Below are 20,374 nucleotides of genomic sequence, written 5' to 3' on the forward strand. Positions count from 1 at the left end.
TCTTTAACCACTTGAGGATTTTTAATATGCGCCAGAACGGACATTCATCAGACACTATCAGCGACATTTCCCGTTACTTTAATCAGGCCAGCGAACCTTCGCAGCAGGAAACGCTGGGACAAATAGTCGTCGAAATTCTTCACGCAGGCAACAATCTTAGCCGTAAAGCGATATGCAGCAAGCTGCTGTATCGTCTTGAACGTGCAACCTGCGTTAAGGAAGAGAGCCATTATCAGGAACTTATTAGCCTGCTATTTGGACGGGAAGGTTAAAGATCCTAAAGTTAAGCCCAGGCCTGAGCCGGTTTAGCTTGTTTTGAGTAAATTTCTGATCGGACTTTATCCGGAAGACCGCGGGCCGTTTAACTCCTTAAGATTCACAGGTGTCGGGCGCATGGTACCTGTTTTCTTATTCAGGCCCGAAAAACGGTCATAAAATCGTAATCAGAGAAGCCAGTATGTACAGAAGTGATGATGAAAAGCTGACGGACGTAATGATCGGCGAAGCCGTATTGATATTACTAAAATCAGAAAAACCTGTTTCGAGCACGGCGTTAATTGAACAGCTTGAAACGATGGTGGCGGCTGCAGAAGACGCCAAAATACGGCGTACCATTAAAAGCGCGATAACAGAAGTGCGTAAAGGCATGGCGGCGGCGAGCAACCGAAGCAAACTTGATTTACCCGATCGGAATAATGTCACGCATCGGTTTAACAGCGAAGGCCCCCGGCAGGGTCGAAAAAACACTAAACATGCCAGTGAGTAGTGCAAATGCCAGAAAGATAAGACGTGATAAGAAGAAGCAAATAAATGTTTGCTTATAATTCCAGGCACAAGGCAAACATGGTCTACACTCCTTTCTGTTTACACCAGAACACGTTAGCTCAATTTTCTTCAGAGAAATAAGACCATGCAACAAAGCACTTCAAATTCAGCAATCATTGACTATTTTCGCAATGCTGGCGACGCACTTGCGTCAGAAAGTGAATTGCTCGGCGCCGTAATTAAAAATATCGTGGCCGACCAGGGTCATGTCACTAACAAAGCGATTATCCTGTATCTCATCGCAGAGCTGGAAACGACCTCTGATATCCTGAAACAGGATATGTTGCGTAAAACACTGGAAATCGTGGTTGGCCGTACGCCTGACGACGCCGGTGTCTGATAACGTTTCCCTGCGTTACTGGATGATTCAATAACGCAGGGTGCGCACGCTAAAGCCTCTGTTCATTTTAAACTGCGGACCGGTTCAGTGCCCTGGAATGTTACAGAACGTTGCGCCTTGTCCTGTTTGTGTACTGTTTCAAATCCACCTTGTGATGCCATGACTGAACAGGACAGCGCCGCAAGTATCGCTAACGTTATAGATAACTTCACGTTTATTTCCCCTTTTGCCTGAACGTTGATACCTGAAACAGCCTGGCAGATAATCGCCTCAGGCGCGCCGCCAGAGGTATTATTGATTAATTTCCGGCATTGTCTTAAGCGCGTCTTGCCAGAATCAGTGCATTTTACCAGCAAGAAAACGGATAGCCTGTTTGCAACTCTCCTTTATTTTTGAATCCCGGCTCTCTTCTCCCATCCGGAAAAGCGCCTCGGTGATCTCATGAAAATAGACAGGCTGGCCCGTTTTGAGGCGTTCGGAAACCGCTGCGCCGACGATGGCGCGTATATCTACAGAAATATTGTCTTCATCGTTATTCATACAATCCCCAACAGGTGTATGTATTTACAGCTTAACAACCGGGCAGGCGAAAAACAAAAACGGGGCAGGTGGGCAAATGAAAGGAATGGGTTTGAAAATATTGCTGTTAGCTATCGTGACGCTCTCCGCTTTTGCCGCTAATTCACTGCTGTGTCGCATGGCGCTCAAGGATCTGCATATCGATCCCATCTCATTCAGTAGCCTGCGATTAATCAGTGGTGCGCTGGTTCTTTTGATCTATATGCAGGTTAAACGCGGTGTTCGCAATATTGAATGGAACAGCATCAGCGCCGGTTGTTTGATGGTGTATGTCTTTGCGTTTTCAGCCGCCTACGTTTTTATGGAAGCAGCAACTGGCGCGCTGTTGCTGTTTGGCTCGGTTCAGATCGCAATGACCGTTTGGGGACAATGGCGCGGTGAACGCATGACAATGCGCAAAGCGGCGGGCATGTTAACGGCGCTGGCAGGGTTTTGCCTGCTTCTGCTGCCGGGGGCGAAAAGCCCGCCACTGCTTCCCGCTCTGCTGATGATACTCTCTGGACTGGCCTGGGCCGCTTACTCACTACGTGGCAGGCAGGCTCACGATCCCAGCGCCGCCACGGCGGGTAATTTTATTCTTTGCGTGCCGGTGGTACTGATCATTGCTTTACTGATGCGCCATTCCATTGAGGCAGATGCAACCGGCATTTTGCTGGCGCTATTGTCGGGTGGATTAACATCAGGTGCGGCTTACGTTCTTTGGTACGCCTTGCTGCCGTACTTTTCTGCCGCAACGGCCAGCACGCTGCAACTCCTTGTGCCCTGTATTGCGCTGGCGGGCGGCGTAATACTCATCGGAGAGAGTCCGGACAGCCGTATGTTGCTGGCAACAGTGACTATTCTTGTGGGTATCGCGCTGGTTATCCGGGCAGATCGACAGCGTACTGAAAGGCGTTGACTTGCCCGATAAAACGCATCACTGGCTACGCCGAAGCAGGGTGATGCGAGGTTCTCAGCGGCGCTTCTGGTAAAAACCACGACAGCAGCATCAGGCCGCTATCTGGCAGAGAAGCAGCGTGTATGCCCTGACCAAACAAGCGCGTTTAAGATCGGCTGGCAGATGGTGCACCGCCACAGCATTCATGCCTTGCTCTTATGACTTCAGCCCCGCTTTAACGTGACAGTTAACCTCTTATCAGCCCCATAAACTGGCTCTGGTCTGTTGGCAGAACGCGATATTTTTTGCTGAAAATTCAGGCATATTGCTGCGTAAATAATCATGTTCTCTTCTCCACTGGTCGGGGCCAAAAATTAAATTCCTTTTTCCATCAACCCCTTTACAAAAAAGCCCCATCCTTAACTTGATTGATTCTATTGTTCCCTATTACTGTAAATATATACAGTTATTTGATTTGAGGGGGAAAATTTTATGGAGTTCATCAAACCTGCGGAAATCCGTGCCGTTATGCAGTTGCCACTTTATATTGAGCGTGTGTCCTGCGGCTTTCCATCACCGGCCCAGGATTATGTAGAGCAGCGGCTCGATCTCAATGAATTACTGGTACATCGCCCAAGCGCGACCTATTTTGTCCGGGTAAGTGGCGACTCGATGATTGACGCCGGGATCAGTGATGGCGATATGCTGGTGGTAGACAGCGCGTTAAAGGCTGAACACGGCAATATTGTCGTCGCCGCGGTGGATGGTGAATTTACTGTAAAACGACTCCAGTTACGCCCCTTTATTCAGCTCATTCCAATGAACAGTGCTTATTCACCTATTAACATCCGCAGTGAAGAAGGACTTGAGATATTCGGCGTAGTGACCTTTGTGATTAAAGCTACACATTAAGTAAAATCAGCAGGCCGAAAGTGCTGCTTCAGGATATTGCTCTGAACTGCAGCCTCTACATATCGTTCTCCCTGTTGAGAAATAGCGGCCCAGACAGCCCCGCATAAACAGCCAGAGGACTTTCTGCGCCCGCTGTTTCTTCTGTTATTCGGGCTTAACTGGCTGGCGTGTAAGTAGCGTGGCGATACCGGCCAGGATTGGCCGGGCATAGCTGAAAAAGGCTTTGATGCCGGGGCAGAGGTAGTTCAGGCCCGGCTCGCCCGCTTCGCTGCGCACGATGCGGTTTTTCGGGCATTCGCCGTAACAGAGCGTCAGGTAAGGGCAGCGTTTACAGGCCCCCGGCAGGGTGTCGCGCTTGCCGAGACCAAAGGCCTTTTGCCGCTCTGAAAATGCCATATGCGCCAGCGGGGTGGTCTGAACGTTGCCCAGCTGATATTCGGGATAGACGTAGTGATCGCAGGAAAAAATGTCGCCGTTTTTCTCTATCGCCAGGCCTTTGCCGCAGAATTCAGAGGTGATGCAAATCTGCGCGGGCATTTCCATCGTCTGGGCGACGGCGGTTTCAAACAGGTTAACCTGCACGCGCCCGAGATCGTGGTTGACCCACTCTTCAAACACCGCAATCAGGAAGTGGCCCCAGTCGTCGGGATCGACTGACCAGTCGGTGACCACGGAATCGATGTGGCCGGGTTTTGCGCGGCGGGAGCCGGTGACCGGTATGCTGTCGTCACGCCAGAACTGCGGCGCGGTCTGTTTAAAATCCACTGGCTCCACGCAGGGGTTGAACTGAATGTAGGTGGCGCCTAATGCCTGCGTCAGGAAACGGTAAACCTCCAGCGGAAAGCGGGCGTTAGTGCGGTTGATGGTGACCAGCGCGTTAAAGGGCACCTGATGGCGCTTCAGCGCCGCAACGCCCGCTATCACCTTCTCCGAGGTGGGCTTGCCGCCGCGCGTGACGCGGTAACGGTCATGCAGCTCAGCCGGGCCGTCAACGGATATGCCGACCAGAAAATTGTGCTGGCGCAAAAAGCGCGCCCAGCGGTCATTGATCAAGATGCCGTTGGTCTGCAGGTCATTTTCGATGCGCTGTCCGGGCTTCTGGTATCGCTTTTGCAACGCCACAATTTTTTCGAAGTACGCCAGGCCCGCCAGCGTCGGCTCGCCGCCCTGCCAGGAGAACACTACCCGGTCGCCGTCCTGACTGTGGATGTACTGCCGGATAAAGGCTTCCAGCACCTCATCGCTCATAACGCTATGGCGGTCCTGCTGTAACAGCTGCTCTTTGTGCAGGTAAAAACAGTACTGACAGTCGATGTTGCAGCGCGACCCGGTGGGCTTCGCCATGACGTGAAAGCGGCGCTGATAGGCAGGGCCTTTGCCGCTGTATTTTTCAGCCGTGGGCAGCGGCTTAACCGGCAGCGTGGTGCTGTACTTCATGAACGTCTCCTGAATACCGGGTGAGGGATTTCACCCGGTCGGGTGGTGAACATATCAGTTAGTGGCCGGGCTTCCTTCGCTGATTAGTGCCTGAACATCTGATACGGTAAAGGAGCCGGGTTTCTGGCGTGGCGGGAATGCTTTAAAACTCTCCGTCATTTCCGCTGCATATTTTTGCGCGCCGGCCAGCAGATATGAACGCTCATACGCCCACATGTTGTAATCCATTCCGGTATCGCCTTTTTCCAGCGGATCAATTTTAAGATCAAAAATCAGTGGCACACGGAGTTTGGTAAAAGGATAACGCCAGACATCAATGCCCGAGTGTTCCTGAATCATAAAGTGCGCCTTCCAGCGGCCGTAGCGCATCGCCAGCAGATCGCCGTCATCGCTCCAGTAGAAAAACTCTTTGCGCGGGTTCTCCTGGGTTTTACCGGTAAGGAAGCCGAGCTGGTTATAACCATCCAGATGCACCCTGTAGGTCATGGCGCTGGTTTTGTAGCCTTTCAGCAGCTGCTGTTTGATGTCGGGCACGCCTGCTGCGGCAACCAGCGTCGGGAACCAGTCGTTGCTGGCAAAAATATCGTTAATCAGGGTTCCGGGTTTGATGTGTCCCGGCCATTTGATCATCGCCGGTACGCGGAAACCGCCCTCCCAGCCGGTATTCTTTTCACCGCGGAACAGCGTCACAGCGGCGTCAGGCCAGGTGGCCGTCATTGGGCCGTTATCGGTGGTGTAAAGCACGATTGTATTGTCTTCAATGCCGAGGTCTTTGATCTTCTTCAGCACATCACCCACAATTTTGTCATGCTCAACCATGCCGTCGGCGTAATCACCCAGTCCGGTAACCCCGACACTTCCTGGCTTAAGATGGGTTTTGTTGTGCATGCGCGTGGTGTTATACCAGGTAAAGAAAGGCTTGCCGGCTTTAACCTGACGCGCCATGAAATCGTTATTTGCCGCCAGCGTCTCTTCATCCACCGTACTCATGCGCCTGATGTTAAGCGGTCCGGTATCCTCCGTTTTGCCGTCGGCCGTGGATTTCAGTACGCCGCGCGGGCCAAACTGTTTGCGGAAAGCCGGATCTGCAGGGTAGTCAGAATTTTCCGGCTCCTCTTCGGCATTAAGGTGATAGAGGTTGCCCATAAACTCATCAAACCCGTGTGCGGTAGGCAGAAACTCATCGCGATCGCCGAGGTGATTTTTACCAAACTGCCCGGTGGCATAGCCCAGCTGCTTAAGGATGCTGGCAAGAGTAGGATCTTTTTCTGAATACCCTGCGGTGCGCCAGGCATACCGACTTTACTCAGACCGGTACGGAACGGCATCTGACCGGTGATAAAAGCTGAGCGCCCGGCGGTGGAGCTCTGTTCGGCGTAATAGGAGGTGAATTTGGCCCCTTCAGCGGCGATGCTGTCGATATTCGGGGTTTTATAACCCATCATCCCCTGATTGTAGGTGCTGAGATTCCAGTAACCGATATCATCGCCGAAGATCACCACAATGTTGGGTTTGCTGTTGTTCTGCTCCGGTGCTTTTGGGGTGGTAGCGGGTGCTGCGTGTACGCTGGTGACGCAGCAGGCGGCAGACAGCACTGTGGCGAGCAGCGTTTTGCAAAAAGGCATGTGTGACATTTTTGTGCTCCGTTTGAGTGGACTCCTGTGGGGGCTGGCGTGTGGCTTATCCGCCCCGTTAAATTCATTAATAAATGCTGCGGCGATGTCTCCTTTTTCAGTCAGGTCAGAAGGTCCGGCTGTAGCTCATGCCGAAGAAATAAAGCGCAGGGCTGTCATAGCCTCCTTTGAAAAGAGGAGACGAGACGGAAGAGGATTCAATGTGAACATACTCGAATGCCATGCCCACGCTGCTGTCAGGATCGAGTTGATAACGGGCACCCGCTCCCCAGCGCCAGGCAGCGCCGGAAGGCATGGTTAAGGAGGTATCGCTCTGGCTACGGTAAAAGCTGCTGTCGAACGCCACGCCGGTATTGAGCGTCCAGTCCGCATTCAGCCGGAACTGCGTGCCGAGCGCCAGGTGCCAGGTGTCGCGCAGCCGGTCGTTGCTGTCAAGGCGGTTACCCGCCACGGTGATTTCGCTGTTGCTGTAGTCGCTCCAGTCCTGCCAGCCGGCATCGCCCATGATTGCCCAGCGATCGCTGAGCTGATGGTAAACACTGAACATGAGTTGCTGCGGTGCATTGACGCTGGCGCTGATGGGTAACGTATAAGAAGAGGAATGGCTGAGCGGGTCGGGCCGGACGGTCTGATTAACGTTAAAGTTATAATTTGCCCGGCTGGTATAGGTGAGTCCGGCGCGGGTCTGCTTACTGAACTGCCACAGCGCACCCACTCTGGCATTCAGCGCCCAGTCGCGATCGGAAAGCGCGTCGCCCCGGGCGCGTTTAATCTTCAGCAGGCCGTAATTAATACCGACCCCGGCCCCCAGAGAGAGCGCGTCATTATATCGCCAGGCGAGAGCCGGCATGAGCGTGACGCCCAGCAGCGTGCTGTCTTTAAGCACATTTTTGCCCGCCCAGTCACCGAAGTGCAGGCCCAGCCCGTAATTGCCGTAAAACCCGATGCCTGCGCTGATGTCAGGCGTGAGCCGCTGCGTATAAAAGGCGCTGCCGCCGGGAAACCAGCCAATGACATTACCCGGGCTTTTTCCGCTCAGTCGTGCATCCCTGTCCAGGTGATAAGGTGCATCGCCATACAGCGCCTGTACGCCCGTTGTCAGCATCTTATCGGGCAGCAGCGTCATGCCGGCCGGATTGGTAAACAGTGTTGAGGCATCCTGTGCACGCGCAGCCTGACCGGCGCTGGCCAGGCCAATATCGTCGGTTCCGATTTCATATAAATAAAGTCCACTCGCATTAGCGGTAGAAAGGGTGAACAGCAATATCAGGAGGTGTTTTTTTATGCATGCGTTTCTCAGCTTCGTTTACAGCAATATTAATGAAGTAGAAACATCAGGTTGCACGAAAAACTATCAGGGTTAATTGACCATCAGCAAACTAAGCGTGGAAGCATATGGATTGGCTAAAAATTTGCTGCACGGCAACGTTAAAATTACACATCTTTAGTTCGGAATTATTTATTAATAAGAACAAACAGGGCGCAGCGAAGAGATGTAAATGCAGTGCCGGAAGGCTTTGGGGAGATTTTGAGTTGAATCTGAGCGGTTAATAATTTACAGAAAGCGTTAATGATTAACCTTGTAAGAAAATAATAAATTAATTTTTATAAAATAAATTTTCCATGAATTTAAGAAGCGGCTAAATATATTAACGCAATTTTTCATATTTATATCTGCGCTCCTGCTTTTAAACCTCATTTTTCCGGTAATAAATGAAATCTCTTCTGTCTTTCAATTAAGCTTGAAAAAACCATTTCATTTAGCGGGGCATTACCGGTGAGTATGGCTCGCGCTTCTGAACATTCGCCCATCAAGGCAGAGCAGCGTTTACAAAAACAGGGGTGTCATTGACACCCCTGCAAGGGCCATGCGGCACGGCCTGGCCCGCTGCAATTTTTTACTTTAATTCAGGCCAGGCAACCGCAGGAATGCCATTGAGTTTTGGTGCTGCAAACAGTGAACCCTGGAAATTATAAATCCCGGCCGCTTCCAGCCACATCCATTCTTCCGCTTTTTCTATGCCTGCAGCGGTCACTGAGATTTGAAGCGCAGAGCAGCATTTAATAATTGCCTGCACAATAGCTTGTTTCGTGCCGCTCTTATGCACATCGCTGATGATCTCACGATCAATTTTAATTTTATCGGGTTGAATACGTGCCAGCAGCAAAAGCCCGGCAGAGCCTGCACCAAAATCATCTATCGCAAGGCTAATACCTGCGGCTTTCAGCTGCCTGATCGCGGTATCAAACGCTTCAACGCGAGAAATAACCTCATTCTCTGTCACTTCAACAACAATTTGCTCTGGCACCAGGCCATTTTCATGAATTTCCCGCAGCAGGAAATCGACAGCGTCGGGCACCATAACCAGTGACCCAGGCAGCAGATTTATCGACAGCGTCAATCCTTCTATACCCAGTTTTTTAGCCAAAGCAAAGGCAAGCTTTTTGGATTTCAGATCGGTTTCGTAGATATCACGCGACGTGTCCTGAGCAAAATAGCCACGAGGTGAAGAGCCATCTGAATGGCGCATTAAGGCTTCAAGCGAAACGATACGACGGGAAAGCGGGTCGATAATGGGTTGAAAGGCAAAACGGTAATTTTCAACGCCCGAATGGGTTGAATTGCCTGTGAGCACTGGATTTTCATCCACAATGAAATCCCACGAATCAGTTGAAGGGATTTCAAAGTAGTTTTCCTTTTCTCTGGCTTCAACGAAGGTGCGTAAGAACTGAAGCGCACGATCATCGTAAGTGAGCTGATACTTTGAGGTGCCTTTATCCAACACAGCCTGAAGGACCGTGGTTTTGTCATGTTCCCTTAGATCAAAAAGCTCCATTCCGGCATTACCGAAGCGACGCGATGGCGCATAATCGCGCATTAATTCAACAATATTATGGTGCCGGGAATCTTCACAAATTCGTTTGTAAATAGCGAGTACGGCATCATTCGGGCCCTCAAGCACCTGAAAGAAATGCGTACCGTTAAAAAGCAGAATACCTGTTACCTTGAAGGATTCATTGATTTTGTTAGCTTTTTTTGCAAGCTCTTCCAGTTCTTTTATTGGAACTGCATCACAAAGGTGGCTGCGATAGATGATTGTCGACAACATAAAAAGTTCCAAATTTTTTTCTATTTTGCGGCATACATTACCAGAAGCCCTGGCACTGTTGTCCAGATTTGTTTCTAAAATGTGTAAAAATTTGCCGTGTTACGGCGTTTGGCTTTAGCTCTGTAACAGAAAACAAAAATCCTTTTAATCTCAGTCGCTTCGCTTAAATCTGCATGGCGATGCTTGATCAAACCACCCACCAGAATCTACTGTATTTATATACAGTTATGTTGTGAGGTGTCTGTGCGCGTTTTTAGTCTGTTTAAACTTCAGCTTCCCGCCGAATTATTGTGTCAGCCAGGCCTGCTGCTCCTCTTTGGTGAAAGATGTGGCATGAAAAGGGGTGTAGCGATAAATCGTGCGCACAAGATAAGGCTGTCATTGTGTTTGCCTTAGTGGATGTAAACAGTTTTTATGCGGCATGCGAAACCATTTTTCGCCCAGACTTGAAAGGCAAACCTGTTGTCGTTCTCTCGAATAATGATGGCTGTGTCATTGCTCGCAATCGCGAGGCTAAAAACGCAGGAATTGAAATGGGGGCACCCTATTTCAAAATGCGTGATGAGATTCGACAACACAATGTGCACGTTTTCAGTTCCAACTACACGCTTTATGCTGACATGTCATCAAGGGTAATGAGCATACTTGAAGAAATAGCGCCTTCAGTAGAAATCTACTCTATAGATGAGGCGTTTATGAATCTGGCTGGGGTACGCAATTGTCGGGTGCTGGAGGCGTTTGGCCATGAGATACAGGATCGTATCTGGCGAGAAACACATCTTAAAGTTGGTGTGGGCATTGCACAGACTAAAACCCTTGCCAAACTGGCTAATTATGCGGCAAAAAAGTGGAGTAAGACTGAGGGCGTACTCGATCTTTCTAACGTTGAACGGCAAAAAAAATTGATGGCGCTGGTTCCGGTTGAAGAGGTCTGGGGCGTGGGGCGTCGTATCAGCAAGAAGCTCAATGCGATGGGTATTATTACCGCTAAAGACCTGGCTGAACAGAGCACCTGGATTATCAGAAAGCATTTTAACGTGGTGTTAGAACGCACGGTGCGTGAATTACGTGGCGAGCCTTGTCTGGGAATTGAGGAGTTTGCGCCTGCTAAACAACAAATTATCTGCAGCCGCTCTTTTGGGCATCGCATCACGGACTATGTGGAAATGCATCAGGCTGTCTGTACCTATGCAGAGCGGGCAGCTGAAAGGCTTCGGCAGGAAAAGCAGCATTGCCGCCTGATCAGCGTGTTTATCCGTACCAGTCCCCATGCGGATAATGCAGTGTTTTACAATAATCAGATAAGCAGCAGGCTGTCGATTCCGTCAAATGATACGCGCGATATTATTCGTGAAGCTGTACGCGCCCTTGATTCAATGTGGAAAGAAGGGCATCGCTATATGAAAGCCGGGGTGATCCTGAGTGACTTTTTTAGTCAGGGCGTGGCGCAGCTGAATCTGTTTGATGACTTCCAGCCACAAGCCAACAGTGCTGCCTTGATGGGGGTCATTGATAAAATCAACACATCAGGAAAAGGAAAGGTCTGGTTTGCCGGACAAGGCATACAAAAGACATGGGGAATGAAGCGCGAAATGCTGTCACCTGCTTATACCACGCGCTTTTCAGATCTTCCCATCGTAAAATAAACGCTGCTGAGGCCGCTATGTATGCGGAACACTCACCTGTGTCACCGCTATACCTTGTTCCTGAAGCTGTAGCAAACAGTCAGGATTGAGCGCATTGTCAGTAATGACATGACGTGTCTGGTGCCCAGGTGACAAAGGAAAAGGATGGATTTGACCGAATTTTGATGAGTCCGTGAGTACATAGGTGTCAGAAGCTTTTGCTAAAACTGCATCAACGACATCGCAACGCAACATGTTGCGGCCCGTAAAGCCGGTAGCGGGATGCCAGCCATCAACGCCGACAAAAGCTTTATGAAAGTGGACCTGTTGAATACAGTAACGGGTCAATGGGCCGACCATCGACTCGCTACTTTTTTGAAACATGCCGCCTAACACAATCACTTCGCAAGCCGCTTGTCTTAATAAATGGGCAATGTAATGGCTGACCGTAATCAGCGTTAACTCGCGGCGATCGGCTAATGCGCGAGCCAGTAAAGCATTGGTGCTGCCACCTTCGATAAACACAGATTCACCATCGTTGACCAGGCTGGCGGCATGGTTAGCAAGTGCTTGCTTGACGCTGTAACGCGTATTCATGCGCGTGCCGACATCGTCGCTATCCAGCGCCAGTGCCGCACCGTGGACACGTCGAAGGAAATGATCGCGTTCCAGCTGAGTAAGATCCTGACGTACTGTGACTTCAGAGACGCCTGTCAACTGTGCAAGTTCGCTAACAGCGATGCTGCCGCGTGTGTTAACCAATTGAATAATCTGCTGATGGCGTGTGTTCATATATCAGTTTGCCAGAGAAGTTATCGTCGCAGTTTAGCAGAGTTAGCGAGGAAATGACCGCATCGTCAGACGATGCGGTTAAACCTCATACCAGGCCCAGCGCACGTTTACCGTTATGGTTTAAATCAGCCAGCGTGAAGCGATCCATCCATTCGGTTTCGTAATTTTCCGCTGGGAAATCACCGGGCGAATGCCCTTGCCTGAGTGCCTGGGCAACGGAATGGGCATAAGCCAGATTTTTTTCGCACAGAGGTGCGGCGGGAATATACATCACATTGCCCCAGCCTTGCTGGTTTTCTACTGGCGCGACAGAGTGAATCACATCGCAGTGCCACCATACCGAATCACCTGCTTCCAGGGCCGGAACAGAACTTAACCCTTTGATCAAATGCGGATGCCACTTTTCATTGACAGGCAACACACGACCAGGAGCGACCCCACAAAGCTCATCGTCGGGAACATCGGATAACAGCGGGCGCAACAGTATATAGGCCATCGCTTCCGGCACTGGAACCACATGTAATAACCCCTGGTCTGGGATCATATCGGACAGCGCCGTCCATCCCTGAAAAGTACGGAATACCGAGCACTTGGTGGTATTGGGCACGTCATATTCATGCACTTCAGTGCGGTGCGCCGCATCCCACGGATCCCAGGCATCAATATTTCCGTTGAAAAGCTCTCTGAAAACGTTTTGATAAGCGGGCAATAACCAGCGTTCCAGTGCACCTGAATCAGTGTGCGCGCCTAATCCTTTGATGTTGTACCCGGTAAGCGACGACGAATGCGATCGGGATAAATAACGCTGACATCAGGATCAAACCAGCGTTGGCCTTGTGATTCAAATTTCCATAAGCGATTAAGAAAGGACTGGACCTGCATCATCTCATCACTTTGCCGCGCCTGCATTTGTGCGTGTGACCAGTATATGGGATAAATTTCTGGCCGCGACGCTTCAAGGCTGCCAAAGAAATTATCGCCAGGGCCGCGATATTGCTGATCAAAATGATTGGCATCTAAATAGTCGAGCATTGACTGATCCCAGGCCAACGCCTGATCGCGGGAGAAGTGCTGCTTTATCACTACGCAGCCGCGTCGCTTTATCAATGCGCGGGTTTCATCCGAAACTTTACCGTTTACGATATCCTGCACTGGAACAATGGGCCAGGCACTGCCGGTACGACGCTCGTCCGCTTTCGCCTCAGCGATACGCTGCTCAATTTTTGATGAAATTTGCGAAAAAAGCGCATCAACATCGCCAGTCTGGGCGCGTAATTGCTTTTTTAACTCACGAATGGCGAAAGAGACATCTTCAGGCACCGGTGTAGATTGTGTTTTTACTGTCATAGAACACTCCGCTGACGTTTGTTGTGGGTTACGAGCGTAAGTTTTTATCTTTCATTCGTAGATAGTGCGCGTAAATTCACAACACCGCAACAAGAAAAAGTGTGCGCTGAAACACATGCCTGAGTCAGGAAGGCTCCGAAACCGCTCAACAAAGTCACGATTTGGATTCTCAATAATCCACACAGCGATTAAGCTTTAAGGATCAAATTAACAAGCCGAAGGGAAAATGCGGCATTAGCAAAAGGTGAAAAAAATGGCGGTAAAGATGATTGCGGTGGATATGGATGGCACCTTTTTAGATGAGAACAAGCAGTACAACGTCCAACGATTTTCACGTCAGTACGCGCTATTAAAAGAAAAAGGTATCCGGTTTGTGGTGGCCAGCGGTAATCAGTTTTATCAGTTACAACGCTACTTTCCCGACATAAAAAATGAGATCGCATTCGTTGCTGAAAACGGTGCCTGGGTCTCTGACTGCAACGAAACGCTCTTCTGTGGCGAACTGGCTAAAGAGAAAGTGCATCAGGTTCTGGATATTCTGGCGCAAGAACCTGGTATCAGCACGGTCGTTTGCGGCAGAAACAGCGCCTATGTGCATTCATCTGTACCAGAAGAGGTGATTGCGATGCTGACTAATCACTATTACCGACTGGAAAAACGCGACAACCTTTACGATATTGACGACACCATTTTCAAATTCTCCCTGAACCTTGCACATGAAGGTGTGGATGAACTTATGGAACGCTTGCATAGCCAGTTGGGTGAAATTGAAAACATTATGCATCCTGTATCCAGTGGATTTGGCTTTATCGATCTGATCATTCCTGGATGTCATAAAGCACACGGCATTGCTATGCTGCAAGAAAAATGGGGCATTGGCGATTGTGAGGTCTTAGCTATTGGCGACAGCGCAAATGATATAGAAATGTTACGCCAGGCCTGTTTCAGCTTTGCTATGGCTAATGCTGCTGCGCCAGTGAGTGCCGTTGCGCGTTATAAAACGGAAAGTAATAACGATGAAGGTGCGCTGAATGTGATTTCACGTGTGCTGGCGCGTGAGTTTCCCTTTGATTAACGAGACAGGTCATTGATTGTCTGTCAACGAAAGGATTTGATCCTACAGTAAAACAAGGCGTTTAATTAATCGGTTGCTGTAGGATCAAAAATCCGTAATCACGCCGGATTACGGATTTTTTAATACCCTAAATCAAGAGTGGCTTAGTCAGTTCTGTGCAATATCTTTTTTAAAAATCTTATAAAGGATTAATGTTAATTAAGCCTGTTGCGTCGGGATTAGCAGGGTACGGAATATTAAGAGAGATAGCTGGTGTTTTTAAAATAAGACGTCCGTTATTATTTTCAGGTGGTTCGCCTGGATAAAGTATCAAATAACCACCCCTGTTACCATACAGCGGCGATGCCTCAATATCTATGGCAACAATGTTATTAAATTCAATGCTACTTCCTGACCAGCTTTTATGAAGATAAAAACCAACTAAAAGATCATGCGGGATTTTATCTGTACGATAAACCCCTTGCTCCATCCTGAAGCTGCCGATATTCGAGTCATCTATAAAAATTTTCGTTATTCCTGCGGTGTGATAGTCTTTTATAAAGCGTTCAATTACAGGGGCCAGTAATGCATTCTCCTTGTTAACTTTCTCCTTTATAATCTGTTTCGATGTTTCATCAGCGGTTTGATAAACAGCAGGGACGTCACTGAGTAACATGTCAAGCGGTGTTATGCCTTGTTCAAGTAATGATTTCCACTCTTTGTTTTGTTGGTCCAGCAGATAACCCGCCAGCATACCAATGGTATAACTTTCGCCATCTACAGTTGCATCTATAAAGCTTGCCTCCTCTTTTAATTTTTTTCGGAATGCGTGGTGGTATTGTTGCGAATCAAAATATATGCCTTGCGCGCAAATTTCCGAAATCGCTTCGATATACTTCGCACTCCCTTCAATAACATCGGTTGCGTTGATGCGGCTTGTCTCATTTGAGTACTCTTTTTTCCACCGTTCAAACCAATATCGTGCGTGACCGAGACCATTACTGTCACCTTGAATGGTAGAAGATAAGGCCCGAATAATACTGTTTCGATAGAATCGTGGTGTAAACGAGGCGGGATAGACCGTTGCTCGAGAATTATCCGTTGTTGCGGGTAACTTCCATTCTTCATGAACAAAAATATGAAAGGCTTCATGGACAGCACCATAGAAAATTTCGGGTACGCCACCCGCCTGAAACCGCGCTTTTTCCGCTGCAGGCAGAGCCTCCCCAAACTCATATAAAGCGTTGGGCGCTTATCTGACCACTCTATTTGTTGATAGTGAAAATATTCAACAGGCAGATTGCGCTTAGTGATCTCTTCATAAGGAATTTTTACTATGCTGGAATCATCTATCGCCCAGGCATTTTCTTTATCAGCAACAATAAGTCGTAGTTGCTGATAAAGATTGTTTTCCCAGGCTTTGTTAAGTTGTGGCCAGGCGTTTTGCGCCGATTCGAAAATTGACTGAGCATATTTCTCATTGATTGATGTTACTTCATCCTGCGTTTTGCAGGAAAGGAGAAATAGCATTAAAGAAATAATGGTTATTTTATATAGCGTTTTTTTCATAATCACTCCATTGATACTTTTGTAAAGCAGAAAGGTAATGCAGTGAGCCATTATTATACTGGCTCAGTAATAAAGACTATTTTTGCTACTGTGATAAAGAGTTAGTGGGGGGATTTAGCGCGCAACCCATAGGGAAGCACTATTCCTGAGTGAATTTTATAATATCCCTGGCTGACAGTCCAGCACCTGGCATATTGCTTCTAAAGTGGAGAAGCGAATTGCCTTTGCTTTTCCACTTTTCAGTATTGATAAGTTTGCTTCAGTGATGTCTATCGCTTTAGCTAACTCCTTTGCTGTCATTTTTTTAGATTTTAAAATTAAATCGAGCTCTACGATGATTGCCATGTTAAATTACCAGGTCTTGTTCTTTTTTCATTTCGACGGCCAGTTTTAATATGTATCCTAATATGATCAATCCTATTCCTACTGGCAGGTAGAACAAATGGCCAAATTCAAATCCATACTCGATATTTCCCCCGGCGCTTGCAGAAGATAAATTAGAATGTCCGTTATAATGTAATAGACAGAAAGCAGAATTAAAAAATAACCCGCACAGTAGATGTGCTTTAAAATTTGTGGGCTGAATATATTTTTATGTCTGATGTTATTGAATATTTTATAGAGTTGCCAAAGGATTAAACAAATAATCAGGTCACCGCAAAGATAAGTGATAAACGGCACGATATTATTTGTGGTGCACAGATTAAAAGAATCACATTCATAGGTTATGGTGCCGATAGCAACTTCAATTGTTCCTCCAGTGGGCACTCCACGAGATAACCAAAAAATTACTTGCCCTAAAAGGGGAGTGAAAATGAGGCATGTCAGTAATGTCACTTCCATGATGCGACACCAAAATGCCACTTTTACTCTGTTCATCGCTTCCTGCACCTTTTGGTTACATATGGTCACTTATCAGGGTTTACACCGACTACGGTTAGAATATTCAGCATGATCAACAGCGTGCCAGTAAAGCGATTATTATTGAGAAACGATAATAAGACAATTAAAATTATCGAAAATCAATAATTTTTTAATGTTTAAACGCGCTGTTAAAATTTTTAAAAGCTACTAATCACTTGATTAAAATAGCTTTATCCGATAATCACGCGCCAGGATCCAGAACGCGCTGATTCGCTTCCATCTCATCCAGAGCCGCCTGGTTTTCCAGTCCCCACCGATACATCTGCTCCACAGGCTCAGCGAACGTTTTGCCCAGTGGCGTTAACGAATAGTCCACTTTTGGGGGATCACTTCGTAAACCTGGCGTGAAACCAGGCCACGTTGCTCCAGTTCACGCAGCGTCTGGATGAGCATCTTTTTGAGATGCCTTGCAAACTGCGCTGAAGCTCACCCGTGCGCGCCCGGTTTTCCGGCCAGTGGTAAAGCGCGTGCAATACCATAGTGCTCCATTTAACGGAGAAAAGTTCAAGTAATCGACGCGGTGGCGAATCGGCAAAAAAACAGAGTTTTCCATCAACCCATGCTGGCATAACATCCTGCTTATTCAATGGTTACCAAACGGTAACTACTACCAACAAGGTTCCCGTGTGTCTATAGTGTGCCGCTTTATTTTCTGCAAAGCACAGGAAAGATCCTATGAATATCAAAGCACTCATTGCACATTATGCGGAACAACCGCTTAAAGCCGGACCGATCCCGCTACGAGATTTACAGCCCAGTGATGTAAAAGTTGAAATTTTATACTGTGGGGTTTGCCATTCCGACTTACATATGGCGCGTAATGAGTGGGGCGTGAGTCGTTATCCTCTTGTGCCAGGGCATGAAATTGTAGGGCGTATAACCGCAACGGGTGACAACGTCACTAATTTCACCGTCGGCGACGTTGTAGGTGTAGGTGTCATGGTGGATTCTTGTGGTCAGTGTCATTTTTGCCAGCAGCAGGAAGAGCAATACTGCGATGCGGGTTTTACTGCCACTTATAACGGCACCGATAAATATACCGGTGGCACTACCTTTGGCGGTTATGCGCAGCATGTTATAGTTGATCACCGTTTCGTCGTATCCATTCCTGATAACCTTGCGTTAAGCGGCGTTGCGCCTTTGCTGTGCGCAGGCGTCACGGTATGGTCACCGCTGCGCCATTTCAATGTAAAAGCAGGCGATCGTGTAGGGGTAGTTGGTTTGGGTGGGTTAGGGCATATGGCCGTTAAACTGGCGAGCGCATTGGGCGCCGAGGTCACGTTATTTACCACCTCGCCAGAAAAAGGCGAAGATGCGCGTCGCCTGGGCGCAAAGCGAGTTGTGGTATCACGTGATAATGAACAAATGGCAGCATGCCTGACGTCGCTGGATACCATTTTAGATTGCGTCGCTGCGCCACACGATCTTAATCCTTATCTCGCCACCTTAAAAACCAATGGCCATTTGGTGCTGGTGGGCATTCCCGATCAGCCTCATCCCTCACCTGACGTCACACCAATGGTATTCCGTCGCTTGAGTATTACCGGCACATCAATTGGCAGCATGCGTGAAACGCAGGAGATGCTGGATTTCTGCGGTAAGCACAACATTACCGCAGACATAGAAATAATTGCTGGTGAGGAGATTGAATCCGCGTTCGCACGCATGTTGAAAGGTGATGTGAAATACCGCTTCGTCATCGATATGCAAAAAACACGCTGGTAAAACAGAGCCTGCCTGCTGATATCAGGCAGGCTTTTTAACATGCTTTCAACAGCTGAAGAGGCTATTAAAAATTACGCCGACAAAGAATGACGTAATTAAAATGTGCAGCCAAAAATCTTTTGTAGTTACAACATGCTTTTAGTGGTTAAGCTAAAACCGCTGTCGGTGAGGCTGAATACCTTATTCAGATCCACCATTAAAAATAGCGTCCAGCAAAGATTCAATTTCGGCTTTGCTTTGAACTGGCGCAGACAGTTGAGAATCAAACTTTTCATCAAAACGTAGCGAAGGTGCGGCAACAGACAAAGCTTATTGCCTGTTAAGACAGGCAGGTAATATGACTGCGACACCACAAACGTCACGGGCCTGTTCTTCACGTATCGTGACCAGTGGCAGAAGGTCATTTCATCGCATTAGGGAAACGTGGCTGGCGGTGAGCGACGGGATCCCTTCACTCACCGCGCGGTAGCGTCAGATCACTGGCTGGCGTGCTGGGCCAGTTTAGGCGACAGCAGTTTCTTGCCAAGCTGAATACCAGGCTTTTCGACATGTTTAAATAACAGCGCCGCCAGTGCGTAAGTGATAGGGATCGAAACCGCACAAACCACAATAAAGCGCATCAAATCGCTTTTGTATTCAAGATCCGTATGGTTGAGCAGCAGAGCAATCGCCGGGATAACAATAAGCAAATGCAGCAAATACACTGAGAATGAGACGTCGCCCAGCCAGGTACTCAAGCGGTTGTTAAGCAATTTACGCGGAAAGATGAGCAATTTTGCCATCAGGCCATCTTCCTTATACTGCCAAAGAATCGCTGCCATGCCCACTATCATCAGAGCTTCCATAATAATCTGCAGCTTGATTGCTTCAAGGCCAATCACCATGCTCGCAACCGGTCCCAGCAGTGCCAGAGCGACATAAAACAAAGACTTGCGGCGGATCGCTTCTGCCAGAAGCATGCCTGAGAGAAACATATTGAGTTTAATGAAGATCATCGAGGGCATTTCAAATGCTTCGTAATAGTCAGCGAACACGTAACGACCTGCGCAGCAGAGCGCCATGATAGTGATCAGTGATACGGCATAACCAAAACGCATCGTGACTAACATAATGAACGGGAACAGCAGATAAAACTGCATTTCCAGCCCAATACTCCAGTCTGGCAATACTGTATTGAATCCGTATGCGGGCAGCAGACCAAACAGGAAACTAAAGTGAGTTAAAATGTTAGCGAGCGATTGATCAGTATAGCGAGATGTCTCGGTCGCTGTACCGGAATAGAAATGAGCAATAGTGTCGCGCATTTCACCAAACCACGGGCCATAAAACAATGCGACGATCAGCAGCAGGTAATAGAGTGGCGCGATACGGAAAAAACGGCGGATCCAAAATTTCTTAATCGTGCTTACGCTTTGCCAGGGCTCTTTATGCTGGCGCTCGACGTAGTTCTTCGCCATCAGATAGCCGGAAAGCAGAATAAAAAGATCGACGCCAATTCCAGGGGACGAAACAAGTGTGATATGGCAGTGGACCAGCAAACTGATGTGTCCCACCAGCACCCAAAGCGATGCAATGCCTCTCAGCCCCTCTAACTCCGTGGACCAACCCCGTGTTGCAGACATAA

Annotated in this window: 19 protein-coding genes and 3 pseudogenes; 8 read left to right on the forward strand and 14 right to left on the reverse strand. The window is 48.4% G+C overall.

The window, feature by feature from the left end:
* The first annotated feature begins 26 nt into the window (after positions 1-26).
* The 3 genes from ycgZ to O3W44_RS00740 all read left to right on the forward strand — a co-directional run bounded on the left by ycgZ (position 27) and on the right by O3W44_RS00740 (position 1,165).
* Positions 27-272, forward strand: a complete 246-nt coding sequence (gene ycgZ, locus O3W44_RS00730) for a regulatory protein YcgZ (protein ID WP_269291594.1) — start codon at positions 27-29, stop codon at positions 270-272.
* A 221-nt stretch (positions 273-493) separates the two neighbouring features.
* Positions 494-766: a hypothetical protein gene (locus tag O3W44_RS00735; protein WP_269291595.1), complete on the forward strand. Its 273-nt coding sequence runs from the start codon at positions 494-496 to the stop codon at positions 764-766.
* Positions 767-910: 144 nt separating this feature from the next.
* The gene (locus tag O3W44_RS00740; RefSeq protein ID WP_269291596.1) at positions 911-1,165 is read left to right on the forward strand and encodes a biofilm/acid-resistance regulator YmgB/AriR; all 255 of its coding nucleotides are present in this window, start codon (positions 911-913) and stop codon (positions 1,163-1,165) included.
* Between the two features lie 336 nt (positions 1,166-1,501).
* Here the strand turns inward: O3W44_RS00740 and O3W44_RS00745 are convergent, their stop codons facing one another.
* Positions 1,502-1,705, reverse strand: a complete 204-nt coding sequence (locus tag O3W44_RS00745; RefSeq protein WP_269291597.1) for a hypothetical protein — start codon at positions 1,703-1,705, stop codon at positions 1,502-1,504.
* A 76-nt stretch (positions 1,706-1,781) separates the two neighbouring features.
* Here O3W44_RS00745 and O3W44_RS00750 point away from each other — a divergent pair, with 76 nt between their 5' ends.
* The gene (locus tag O3W44_RS00750) at positions 1,782-2,642 is read left to right on the forward strand and encodes a DMT family transporter (RefSeq protein WP_269291598.1); all 861 of its coding nucleotides are present in this window, start codon (positions 1,782-1,784) and stop codon (positions 2,640-2,642) included.
* 471 nt (positions 2,643-3,113) lie between these two features.
* Positions 3,114-3,533 (forward strand): translesion error-prone DNA polymerase V autoproteolytic subunit, encoded by a 420-nt coding sequence (locus O3W44_RS00755; protein WP_269291599.1) that lies wholly within the window; start codon positions 3,114-3,116, stop codon positions 3,531-3,533.
* Between the two features lie 144 nt (positions 3,534-3,677).
* Here O3W44_RS00755 and O3W44_RS00760 read toward each other — a convergent pair whose 3' ends face one another.
* The 4 genes and pseudogenes from O3W44_RS00760 to O3W44_RS00780 form a co-directional block, all read right to left on the reverse strand.
* On the reverse strand, positions 3,678-4,970 hold the full coding sequence (locus tag O3W44_RS00760; protein WP_269291600.1) for an anaerobic sulfatase maturase: 1,293 nt from the start codon (positions 4,968-4,970) through the stop codon (positions 3,678-3,680).
* Between the two features lie 54 nt (positions 4,971-5,024).
* Positions 5,025-6,604: pseudogene (locus O3W44_RS00765) on the reverse strand (arylsulfatase).
* Between the two features lie 106 nt (positions 6,605-6,710).
* Entirely contained in the window at positions 6,711-7,868 is a 1,158-nt protein-coding gene (locus tag O3W44_RS00775) for an OmpP1/FadL family transporter (protein WP_331283423.1), read from the reverse strand.
* Between the two features lie 634 nt (positions 7,869-8,502).
* Positions 8,503-9,714, reverse strand: coding sequence for a diguanylate phosphodiesterase (locus O3W44_RS00780; protein ID WP_269291601.1), 1,212 nt, complete (start codon positions 9,712-9,714; stop codon positions 8,503-8,505).
* A 383-nt stretch (positions 9,715-10,097) separates the two neighbouring features.
* Between O3W44_RS00780 and umuC the strand changes: the two genes are divergently transcribed.
* Positions 10,098-11,360, forward strand: coding sequence for a translesion error-prone DNA polymerase V subunit UmuC (gene umuC, locus O3W44_RS00785; protein ID WP_269291602.1), 1,263 nt, complete (start codon positions 10,098-10,100; stop codon positions 11,358-11,360).
* Between the two features lie 15 nt (positions 11,361-11,375).
* Here umuC and O3W44_RS00790 read toward each other — a convergent pair whose 3' ends face one another.
* The gene (locus tag O3W44_RS00790) at positions 11,376-12,131 is read right to left on the reverse strand and encodes a DeoR/GlpR family DNA-binding transcription regulator (RefSeq protein WP_269291603.1); all 756 of its coding nucleotides are present in this window, start codon (positions 12,129-12,131) and stop codon (positions 11,376-11,378) included.
* Between the two features lie 85 nt (positions 12,132-12,216).
* Positions 12,217-13,478, reverse strand: a pseudogene (locus O3W44_RS00795) (DUF1479 domain-containing protein).
* Positions 13,479-13,731: 253 nt separating this feature from the next.
* Here O3W44_RS00795 and O3W44_RS00800 point away from each other — a divergent pair.
* On the forward strand, positions 13,732-14,553 hold the full coding sequence (locus O3W44_RS00800; RefSeq protein WP_269291604.1) for a Cof-type HAD-IIB family hydrolase: 822 nt from the start codon (positions 13,732-13,734) through the stop codon (positions 14,551-14,553).
* A gap of 178 nt (positions 14,554-14,731) precedes the next feature.
* Here O3W44_RS00800 and O3W44_RS00805 read toward each other — a convergent pair whose 3' ends face one another.
* The 5 genes and pseudogenes from O3W44_RS00805 to O3W44_RS00820 form a co-directional block, all read right to left on the reverse strand.
* Positions 14,732-15,286, reverse strand: a complete 555-nt coding sequence (locus tag O3W44_RS00805) for a hypothetical protein (protein ID WP_269291605.1) — start codon at positions 15,284-15,286, stop codon at positions 14,732-14,734.
* Between the two features lie 56 nt (positions 15,287-15,342).
* A complete protein-coding gene (locus tag O3W44_RS00810) occupies positions 15,343-16,101 on the reverse strand; it encodes a hypothetical protein (RefSeq protein WP_269291606.1) in 759 nt (252 codons plus the stop codon).
* A gap of 156 nt (positions 16,102-16,257) precedes the next feature.
* On the reverse strand, positions 16,258-16,446 hold the full coding sequence (locus O3W44_RS00815) for a helix-turn-helix domain-containing protein (RefSeq protein ID WP_269291607.1): 189 nt from the start codon (positions 16,444-16,446) through the stop codon (positions 16,258-16,260).
* A gap of 78 nt (positions 16,447-16,524) precedes the next feature.
* Positions 16,525-16,980, reverse strand: a complete 456-nt coding sequence (locus tag O3W44_RS24835) for a DUF2975 domain-containing protein (protein ID WP_442954584.1) — start codon at positions 16,978-16,980, stop codon at positions 16,525-16,527.
* Positions 16,981-17,206: 226 nt separating this feature from the next.
* Positions 17,207-17,594 (reverse strand): annotated as a pseudogene (locus O3W44_RS00820) (winged helix-turn-helix transcriptional regulator).
* A gap of 106 nt (positions 17,595-17,700) precedes the next feature.
* On the opposite strand from O3W44_RS00820, the gene O3W44_RS00825 reads away from it, so the two are divergent.
* Positions 17,701-18,750, forward strand: a complete 1,050-nt coding sequence (locus O3W44_RS00825; RefSeq protein WP_269291609.1) for an NAD(P)-dependent alcohol dehydrogenase — start codon at positions 17,701-17,703, stop codon at positions 18,748-18,750.
* A gap of 180 nt (positions 18,751-18,930) precedes the next feature.
* Here O3W44_RS00825 and O3W44_RS00830 read toward each other — a convergent pair whose 3' ends face one another.
* Both O3W44_RS00830 and O3W44_RS00835 read right to left on the reverse strand, forming a co-directional pair.
* Entirely contained in the window at positions 18,931-19,056 is a 126-nt protein-coding gene (locus tag O3W44_RS00830) for a hypothetical protein (RefSeq protein WP_269291610.1), read from the reverse strand.
* Between the two features lie 170 nt (positions 19,057-19,226).
* Entirely contained in the window at positions 19,227-20,372 is a 1,146-nt protein-coding gene (locus O3W44_RS00835; RefSeq protein ID WP_269291611.1) for an acyltransferase family protein, read from the reverse strand.
* Positions 20,373-20,374: the final 2 nt, after the last annotated feature.

The organism is Pantoea sp. LMR881, assembly GCF_027157825.1.
GTDB lineage: Bacteria > Pseudomonadota > Gammaproteobacteria > Enterobacterales > Enterobacteriaceae > Pantoea > Pantoea haifensis.

What these genes read in the sequence shown, in the direction of transcription:
- ycgZ (WP_269291594.1), top strand. Translation starts at nt 27, where the DNA reads ATGCGCCAGAACGGACATTCATCAGACACTATCAGCGACATTTCCCGT.
- O3W44_RS00735 (WP_269291595.1), top strand. Translation starts at nt 494, where the DNA reads ATGATCGGCGAAGCCGTATTGATATTACTAAAATCAGAAAAACCTGTT.
- O3W44_RS00740 (WP_269291596.1), top strand. Translation starts at nt 911, where the DNA reads ATGCAACAAAGCACTTCAAATTCAGCAATCATTGACTATTTTCGCAAT.
- O3W44_RS00745 (WP_269291597.1), bottom strand. Translation starts at nt 1,705, where the DNA reads ATGAATAACGATGAAGACAATATTTCTGTAGATATACGCGCCATCGTC.
- O3W44_RS00750 (WP_269291598.1), top strand. Translation starts at nt 1,782, where the DNA reads ATGAAAGGAATGGGTTTGAAAATATTGCTGTTAGCTATCGTGACGCTC.
- O3W44_RS00755 (WP_269291599.1), top strand. Translation starts at nt 3,114, where the DNA reads ATGGAGTTCATCAAACCTGCGGAAATCCGTGCCGTTATGCAGTTGCCA.
- O3W44_RS00760 (WP_269291600.1), bottom strand. Translation starts at nt 4,970, where the DNA reads ATGAAGTACAGCACCACGCTGCCGGTTAAGCCGCTGCCCACGGCTGAA.
- O3W44_RS00780 (WP_269291601.1), bottom strand. Translation starts at nt 9,714, where the DNA reads ATGTTGTCGACAATCATCTATCGCAGCCACCTTTGTGATGCAGTTCCA.
- O3W44_RS00790 (WP_269291603.1), bottom strand. Translation starts at nt 12,131, where the DNA reads ATGAACACACGCCATCAGCAGATTATTCAATTGGTTAACACACGCGGC.
- O3W44_RS00800 (WP_269291604.1), top strand. Translation starts at nt 13,732, where the DNA reads ATGGCGGTAAAGATGATTGCGGTGGATATGGATGGCACCTTTTTAGAT.
- O3W44_RS00805 (WP_269291605.1), bottom strand. Translation starts at nt 15,286, where the DNA reads ATGCTGGCGGGTTATCTGCTGGACCAACAAAACAAAGAGTGGAAATCA.
- O3W44_RS00810 (WP_269291606.1), bottom strand. Translation starts at nt 16,101, where the DNA reads ATGAAAAAAACGCTATATAAAATAACCATTATTTCTTTAATGCTATTT.
- O3W44_RS00815 (WP_269291607.1), bottom strand. Translation starts at nt 16,446, where the DNA reads ATGGCAATCATCGTAGAGCTCGATTTAATTTTAAAATCTAAAAAAATG.
- O3W44_RS24835 (WP_442954584.1), bottom strand. Translation starts at nt 16,980, where the DNA reads ATGAACAGAGTAAAAGTGGCATTTTGGTGTCGCATCATGGAAGTGACA.
- O3W44_RS00825 (WP_269291609.1), top strand. Translation starts at nt 17,701, where the DNA reads ATGAATATCAAAGCACTCATTGCACATTATGCGGAACAACCGCTTAAA.
- O3W44_RS00835 (WP_269291611.1), bottom strand. Translation starts at nt 20,372, where the DNA reads ATGTCTGCAACACGGGGTTGGTCCACGGAGTTAGAGGGGCTGAGAGGC.